Genomic DNA, 6,224 nt, shown 5'->3' on the forward strand with positions numbered 1-6,224 from the left:
GGTCAGGCGATCCGCGCCGTGGCGGACATTTCGGCGTCGGCGTAGCTCTCGGCGCCGGCCCGCAGGGCCGCGGCCGTCGCTGCCGCCGCGCGCGACCACTGCATGACCTCGGCCGTCAGTCGCTCCAGCTGCACGCGCAGGGCGTCACCGCGGGCGGCGTGGTCCCGGCCGGCGACGGAACCGCCGAAAGCCAAGCGTGCCAAGTGATCTGCCACCGCGCGGTCGAGCACGTCGGCCGCCGCGCCCATCTGGTCGGCGACCCTGAGCGCCGCCGAGCTGTCGAATCTCATGCCTAATCCGACGACGGATGCCGCGCCGGGGTTCCCCCGCTAACCGATCAGCGGGCGCCACTCACCGCTTCGGCGACCCGGGTGGCGACCCGCTGCGCGACGCCCTCTTCGGGCGCCTCCACCATGACCCGGATCATCGGCTCGGTTCCCGAGGGGCGCAACAGGATTCGGCCGGTGTCACCCAGCTCCGCCTCGGCCGCCTCGAGCGCGGTCCGCACCGACGGCGCGGCGGCGGCCGTGGCCTTGTCGGTGACCTTGACGTTGATCAGCACCTGCGGCAGCGACCGCATCGCCGAGGCGAGGTCGGCCAGCGAGGCGCCGGTCTGCACCATACGGTTCATCAATCGCAGGCCCGTGACGATGCCGTCACCGGTGGAGCCCACCGCGGGCATCACGATGTGACCCGATTGCTCGCCGCCCAGGCTGTAGTCGCCGGCCCGCAGCTCCTCCAGCACATAGCGGTCACCGACGCCGGTCGTGCGCACGGCGATGCCCGCCGACCGCATGGCCAGGTGCAGCCCGAGGTTGCTCATCACGGTGGCCACCAGCGTGTCGGAGGCCAGCTCGCCCGCGTCCCGCATCGCCAGTGCCAGCACGACCATGATGTGGTCGCCGTCGACGAGCTCCCCGTTGGCGTCGACGGCCAGGCACCGGTCGGCGTCCCCGTCGTGCGCCAGGCCCAGGTCGGCGCGGTGGTCGACGACCGCCGCCTTCACCGCGTCCAGGTGCGTCGAACCGCAGCCGTCGTTGATGTTGAGCCCGTTGGGGTCGGCGTTGATGGCGATCACCCGCGCTCCGGCCGCGCGGTAGGCGCGCGGGGCCACCGACGACGCCGCGCCGTGGGCGCAGTCGACCACCACGGTCAGCCCGTCCAGGCGCAGGGTGCTGGCCTTGGACAGGTGGCGCAGGTAGCGGTCGGCCGCATCCTCGGCGTCGACGACCCGGCCGATCCCGGCGCCGACGGGCCGCAACCCCGGCCCCGCCGCGACGAGCTCCTCGATCTGGTCCTCGGTGCCGTCGTCCAGCTTGTGGCCGCCGGGGCCGAAGATCTTGATGCCGTTGTCGGGCATCGGGTTGTGCGACGCGGAGATCATCACCCCGAAGTCGGCGTCATACGCGCCGGTCAGGTAGGCCACCGCGGGGGTCGGAAGCACCCCGACCCGCAGCGCGTCGACGCCCTCGCTGGTCAGCCCGGCGATCACCGCGGCCTCCAGCATCTCGCCGCTGGCCCGGGGATCGCGGCCGATCACGGCCACCCGCCGGCCCGGTCCGCCCGAACTCGCCAGGCGCCGGGCCGCCGCGGCGCCCAGGGCCAACGCCAGCTCGGCGGTCAACTCGCGATTGGCGACCCCGCGAACACCGTCGGTGCCGAATAGTCGACCCATGCGGACAAACCTCTCACAGTTGGCGCTCAGACACCTAACGTGCCCGTTCTTTTCTGACCGAAACCACGCGCGAACGCGCGCAGACACGCCGCACGATGCGATGTTGCCGCCAGAAAGTGACGCTGATCAGCGCTTGCTGTACTGCGGCGCCTTGCGCGCCTTCTTCAGCCCGTACTTCTTGCGCTCGGTGGCGCGCGGGTCACGGGTGAGGAAGCCGGCCTTCTTCAGCGCGGGCCGGTCCTCCGGTGAGGCCACGATCAGGGCCCGGGCGATGCCCAGGCGCAGCGCCCCGGCCTGACCCGACGGGCCACCGCCGTGCAGCAGGGCGAAGACGTCGAAGCTCTCCACCCGGTCGACGGTGACCAGCGGGGCCTTGATGAGCTGCTGGTGCACCTTGTTGGGGAAGTAGTCCTCGAGGCTGCGGCCGTTGAGGTCGAACTTGCCGGTGCCGGGCACGATGCGCACCCGCACCACGGCCTCCTTGCGGCGGCCGACGGTCTGGATGGGCCGCTCGAAGACGAACGCCTCGGCAGGGCGGGCGTCCGCAGCTTCGGCCTCAGGGGCCTCGGGCGTCTCCGGGGTCTCGAGGGCCTCGGTTGTCTCGGTCACTGGGCCACCTGCTTGATCTCGTACGGAACCGGCTGCTGGGCGGTGTGGGGATGCTCCGGACCTGCGTAGACGCGGAGCTTGCGCTGGATCTGACGGCTGAGCTTGTTCTTGGGGAGCATGCCGACGATCGCCTTCTCCACGACGCGGGTCGGGTGCTTTTCCAGCAGCTCGCCGGTGGTGCGGCTGTGCAGCCCGCCGGGATACCCCGAGTGGCGGTAAGCCAGCTTGCTCTGCAGCTTGTCGCCGGACAGGGCGACCTTTTCGGCGTTGATGACGATGACGAAGTCACCGCCGTCGACATTGGGCGCGAACGTCGGCTTGTGCTTGCCGCGCAGCAGGTTGGCCGCGCCGACGGCAAGGCGGCCAAGCACCACGTCCGTGGCGTCGATGACGTACCACGACCGTGTGGTGTCACCCGCCTTTGGCGCGTAGGTGGGCACAGCGCTTACCTTCTCTTCTTCTCGAGGTGGATCCCGGGTCGAGCCGGGTGCCAGTCAGGCGTTCGCGGTGGGGTTTGATCTCGGCGACCGACATTGACCCGAGGCCCCGGCGTACCGCACGCCAACCGAGCAGCTTACCGATGGTCATACCCGCAGGTCAAAATCGCCGACACTGGTATCAAAGATGCCCTTGTGACCTCTGCAACCTATCCTTAGATCACCCAGCAAACGGTGGGCCCGGATTGGCGGAGGTCGGATGACGGCCGGAGCAGCGTGTCGGACGTGTGGCACCGAGCCCTTCAAGGACGCCCGGTTCTGCCACAGCTGTGGTTCCCCGATCCAGGACGGCGACGCCCACGCGGAGTACAAGCAGGTCACGGTCCTGTTCGCCGACGTGGTCGGCTCGATGGAGATCGCCGCCGCGGTCGGCGCGGAACGGCTGCTGCAGATCATGGCCGATCTAGCCGACCGGTGCGCCGCGGTCGTCGAGCGCTACGGCGGGACGGTCGACAAGTTCACCGGCGACGGCATCATGGCCGTGTTCGGCGCGCCGGTGGCGCTGGAAGACCACGCCATCCGGGCTTGCCTTGCGGCGCTTGGCATCCAGGAGGAAACCGCGCGGCTGGCCGCCGAGGTCGACCGCCGCGACGGCATCGAACTGCGGTTGCGTGTCGGTCTGAATTCCGGTCAGGTGATTGCCGGCGAGATCGGGTCCGGGCCGTTCGGCTACACCGCCATCGGCGAGCAGGTCGGCCTTGCCCAGCGGATGGAATCGGTCGCCCCGCCGGGCGCGGTGATGCTCAGCGTGTCGACCGCGCGACTCGTCGAGGGCGCCGCGGCCCTCGGCGAATCCGAGCTGGTTCAGATCAAGGGTGTCGACGCGCCGGTGCCCGCCCATCGGCTACTCGGCGCGGGCGAGGGGCATCGTTCGGCCCGCCGGGCCGAGTCGAATCTGGTCGGCCGGCAATGGGAGATGACCGCGATCGAGGGCTTGCTGGAGCGCGCCATCGACGTCCACGGCGCCGTGGTCAGCGTCGTGGGGTTGCCGGGCATCGGCAAGAGCCGCCTGGCGCGGGAGGTCGCCGCGATGGCGGCGGCCCGGGGCGTCGACGTGTTCGCCGCCTACTGCGAATCGCACGCCAGCGACGTCCCATTCTATTTGGTGGCGCGGATGCTGCGCGCGAGCTTCCGGGTGGCCGACCTGGACGCGCCGGAGGCCCGCGCGGAGCTGCGGTCCCGGGTGCCCGACGCCGAGCCGGACGACATGTTGCTCTTCGATGACCTGTTGGGCATCGCCGATCCCGACGTCGCGCTACCGACGATCGACCCGGACGCGCGGCGGCGGCGGTTGACCGCGCTGGTCAATGCCGCGGCGCTGGGCCGCCAAAGCCCGGCGGTCTACGTCATCGAGGACGTGCACTGGATCGACCAGGTCAGCGCCTCGATGATGGCCGAATTCGTCGCGGTGGCCCCGCAGACTCCCTCCTTGGTGCTGATCACCTACCGCCCCGAATATCGCGGCCCGTTGAGCAAGGTGACCGGCGCGCAGACCATCGCCCTTGCGCCGCTTAGTGATTCGGAAGCCGCGGCGCTGGCCGGCGAGCTGCTCGGGCCGGACCCCTCGGTGGACGGCCTGGACGCCACGATCGCCGAGCGCGCCGCCGGCAACCCGTTTTTCGTCGAGGAGATGGTGCGGGAACTGGCCGAGCGCGGAGTGCTGCGGGGCAACCGCGGTGCGTACGTGTCGGCGGCGGCGGTCACCGAAGTCCGCGTGCCGGTCACGCTGCAGGCGACCATCGCCGCGCGCATCGACCGGCTGGACTGGGCGGCCAAGCGCACGTTGAGCGCCGCGGCGGTGATCGGCTCGCGGTTCAGCCGAGACCTGCTGGAAACGCTGGGCATCGAGCCCAGCCTGGACGACCTGTTGGCGGCCGAGCTCGTCGACCAGATCAGGTTCACCGGAGAACCCGAGTACGTGTTCCACCATCCGCTGATCCGCACCGTGGCCTACGAATCGCAACTCAAATCGGATCGCGCCGAGCTGCACCGGCGCGTCGCCGCCGCAATCGAATCCGGCGATCAGGCCGACCAGAACGCGGCGCTGATCGCCGAGCACCTGGAGGCCGCCGGCGACCCGCACGCCGCGTTCAGCTGGCACATGCGCGCGGCGACGTGGGCCACCAACCGCGACATCAACGCCGCCCGGCTGAGCTGGGAGCGCGCCCAGACGATCGCCGACCGCCTGCCCACGGAGGATCCCAACCGGGCGACCATGCGCATCGCCCCGCGCACCATGTTGTGCGCGATCGCCTGGCGAATCCATGCACGAGGGGTCGCCGACCGCTTCAGCGAATTGCGCGAGCTGTGCGCCGCCGTCGGGGACAAGGTGTCACTGGCCATGGGGATGGCGGGGTTGGTGATGGACCACGCGCATCAGGCCCGGGCGCGCGAGGCCTCGCAGCTGGCGTCGGAGGCCTGGACCCTCGCCGAGGCGCTCGGCGATCCGACCTTGACGGTGGGGCTGTCGATTTCGCTGATCTTCGCCAAGATGGAGAACAACAATTGGTCCGACGTGCTGCGGTGGTCGGACACGGTCATCGAGATGGCCGACGGCGACCCGTCGAAGGGCAACTTCATCATCGGCTCCCCGCTGGCGGTCGCCCTCACCGCACGGGCCATCGCCCGGTATTGCCTGGGTCTTCCCGGCTGGCCGGACGACCAGCAGCAGGGTCTCGCCATGGCCCGCAAGGCCGACCCGATGTCGTACGCGTTGGTGGTCGCCTACATCTACAACCCGGGGATACCGCTCGGGGTCCTGACGGCCGACGACCGGGCGGTGGCCGAGACCGAAGACGCCGTGCGGATCGTCGAACGATCCGGTGACGACGTCGCGTTGGCCTTCGCCCAGATGGCGCCCGGCGTCGCGTTGGTGCACCGCCAGGCGGCCGCGGATCGTGAGCGCGGGGAGGAGCTGCTGGCGGAACTCAGCGAGGTGTTCCGGCGCCAGGGGCACAACCTCGGCGAATTGCCGATCGTCGACGCGTACGTGGCGCGCGAGCGGACCCGGGGCGGCGACCGCGACGACGCCGTGTCGCTCGTACGCGCCGCCGTCGGCGACCTGTTCCGCGAGGGACAACAGGCGTGCGGTGCGTGGGCGTTTCCCGCGACGGGTCTGCTGGTGGAGACACTGCTGGACCGTGGGAGCGACGCCGACGTCGCCGAAGCCGATGCGGCGATCGAGCGGTTGGCGGCGACGCCGACCGACGGTCTGGCCATGCGCGACATCTGGCTGCTGCGCCTGAAAGCCCTTGTGGCGCATGCTCGTCGCGATGCGGCCGCGTATGCGGACTTGAAGAATCGCTACGGCGACATGGCGAGATCGCTCGACTTTGCCGGGCACATCGCCTGGGCGGAGGCGATGCCCTAGACGGTATGTGGGGCTGGGGCCTCGCTCACATGTGAACGTGGGTTGCCGTCAGGAAGTTGGTCCTGGCCGGTAG

General features: G+C 70.4%; 5 protein-coding genes. 1 reads left to right on the plus strand and 4 read right to left on the minus strand.

What is annotated here, in order from left to right; all coding sequences use genetic code 11:
• Positions 1-2: 2 nt before the first annotated feature.
• From A5655_RS03270 to rplM, 4 genes are all read right to left on the minus strand, one after another.
• A complete protein-coding gene (locus A5655_RS03270; RefSeq protein WP_067005526.1) occupies positions 3-290 on the minus strand; it encodes a hypothetical protein in 288 nt (95 codons plus the stop codon).
• A 47-nt stretch (positions 291-337) separates the two neighbouring features.
• Positions 338-1,675 (minus strand): phosphoglucosamine mutase, encoded by a 1,338-nt coding sequence (gene glmM, locus A5655_RS03275; protein ID WP_067005528.1) that lies wholly within the window; start codon positions 1,673-1,675, stop codon positions 338-340.
• A gap of 126 nt (positions 1,676-1,801) precedes the next feature.
• Positions 1,802-2,284 (minus strand): 30S ribosomal protein S9, encoded by a 483-nt coding sequence (rpsI, locus tag A5655_RS03280; RefSeq protein WP_082978452.1) that lies wholly within the window; start codon positions 2,282-2,284, stop codon positions 1,802-1,804.
• A complete protein-coding gene (rplM, locus tag A5655_RS03285) occupies positions 2,281-2,724 on the minus strand; it encodes a 50S ribosomal protein L13 (protein WP_067005530.1) in 444 nt (147 codons plus the stop codon). Before rplM ends, rpsI begins: the two co-directional genes overlap by 4 nt.
• A gap of 256 nt (positions 2,725-2,980) precedes the next feature.
• Here rplM and A5655_RS03290 point away from each other — a divergent pair, with 256 nt between their 5' ends.
• The gene (locus A5655_RS03290; RefSeq protein WP_067005532.1) at positions 2,981-6,151 is read left to right on the plus strand and encodes an adenylate/guanylate cyclase domain-containing protein; all 3,171 of its coding nucleotides are present in this window, start codon (positions 2,981-2,983) and stop codon (positions 6,149-6,151) included.
• The last annotated feature ends 73 nt before the right edge of the window (positions 6,152-6,224 follow it).

Origin of the sequence: Mycobacterium sp. 1081908.1, assembly GCF_001673535.1 — a bacterium.
Lineage (GTDB): Bacteria > Actinomycetota > Actinomycetes > Mycobacteriales > Mycobacteriaceae > Mycobacterium.

Excerpts from the sequence above, each read along its gene's own strand:
- A5655_RS03270 (WP_067005526.1), bottom strand. The coding sequence starts at position 290 with ATGAGATTCGACAGCTCGGCGGCGCTCAGGGTCGCCGACCAGATGGGC.
- A5655_RS03290 (WP_067005532.1), top strand. The coding sequence starts at position 2,981 with ATGACGGCCGGAGCAGCGTGTCGGACGTGTGGCACCGAGCCCTTCAAG.
- glmM (WP_067005528.1), bottom strand. The coding sequence starts at position 1,675 with ATGGGTCGACTATTCGGCACCGACGGTGTTCGCGGGGTCGCCAATCGC.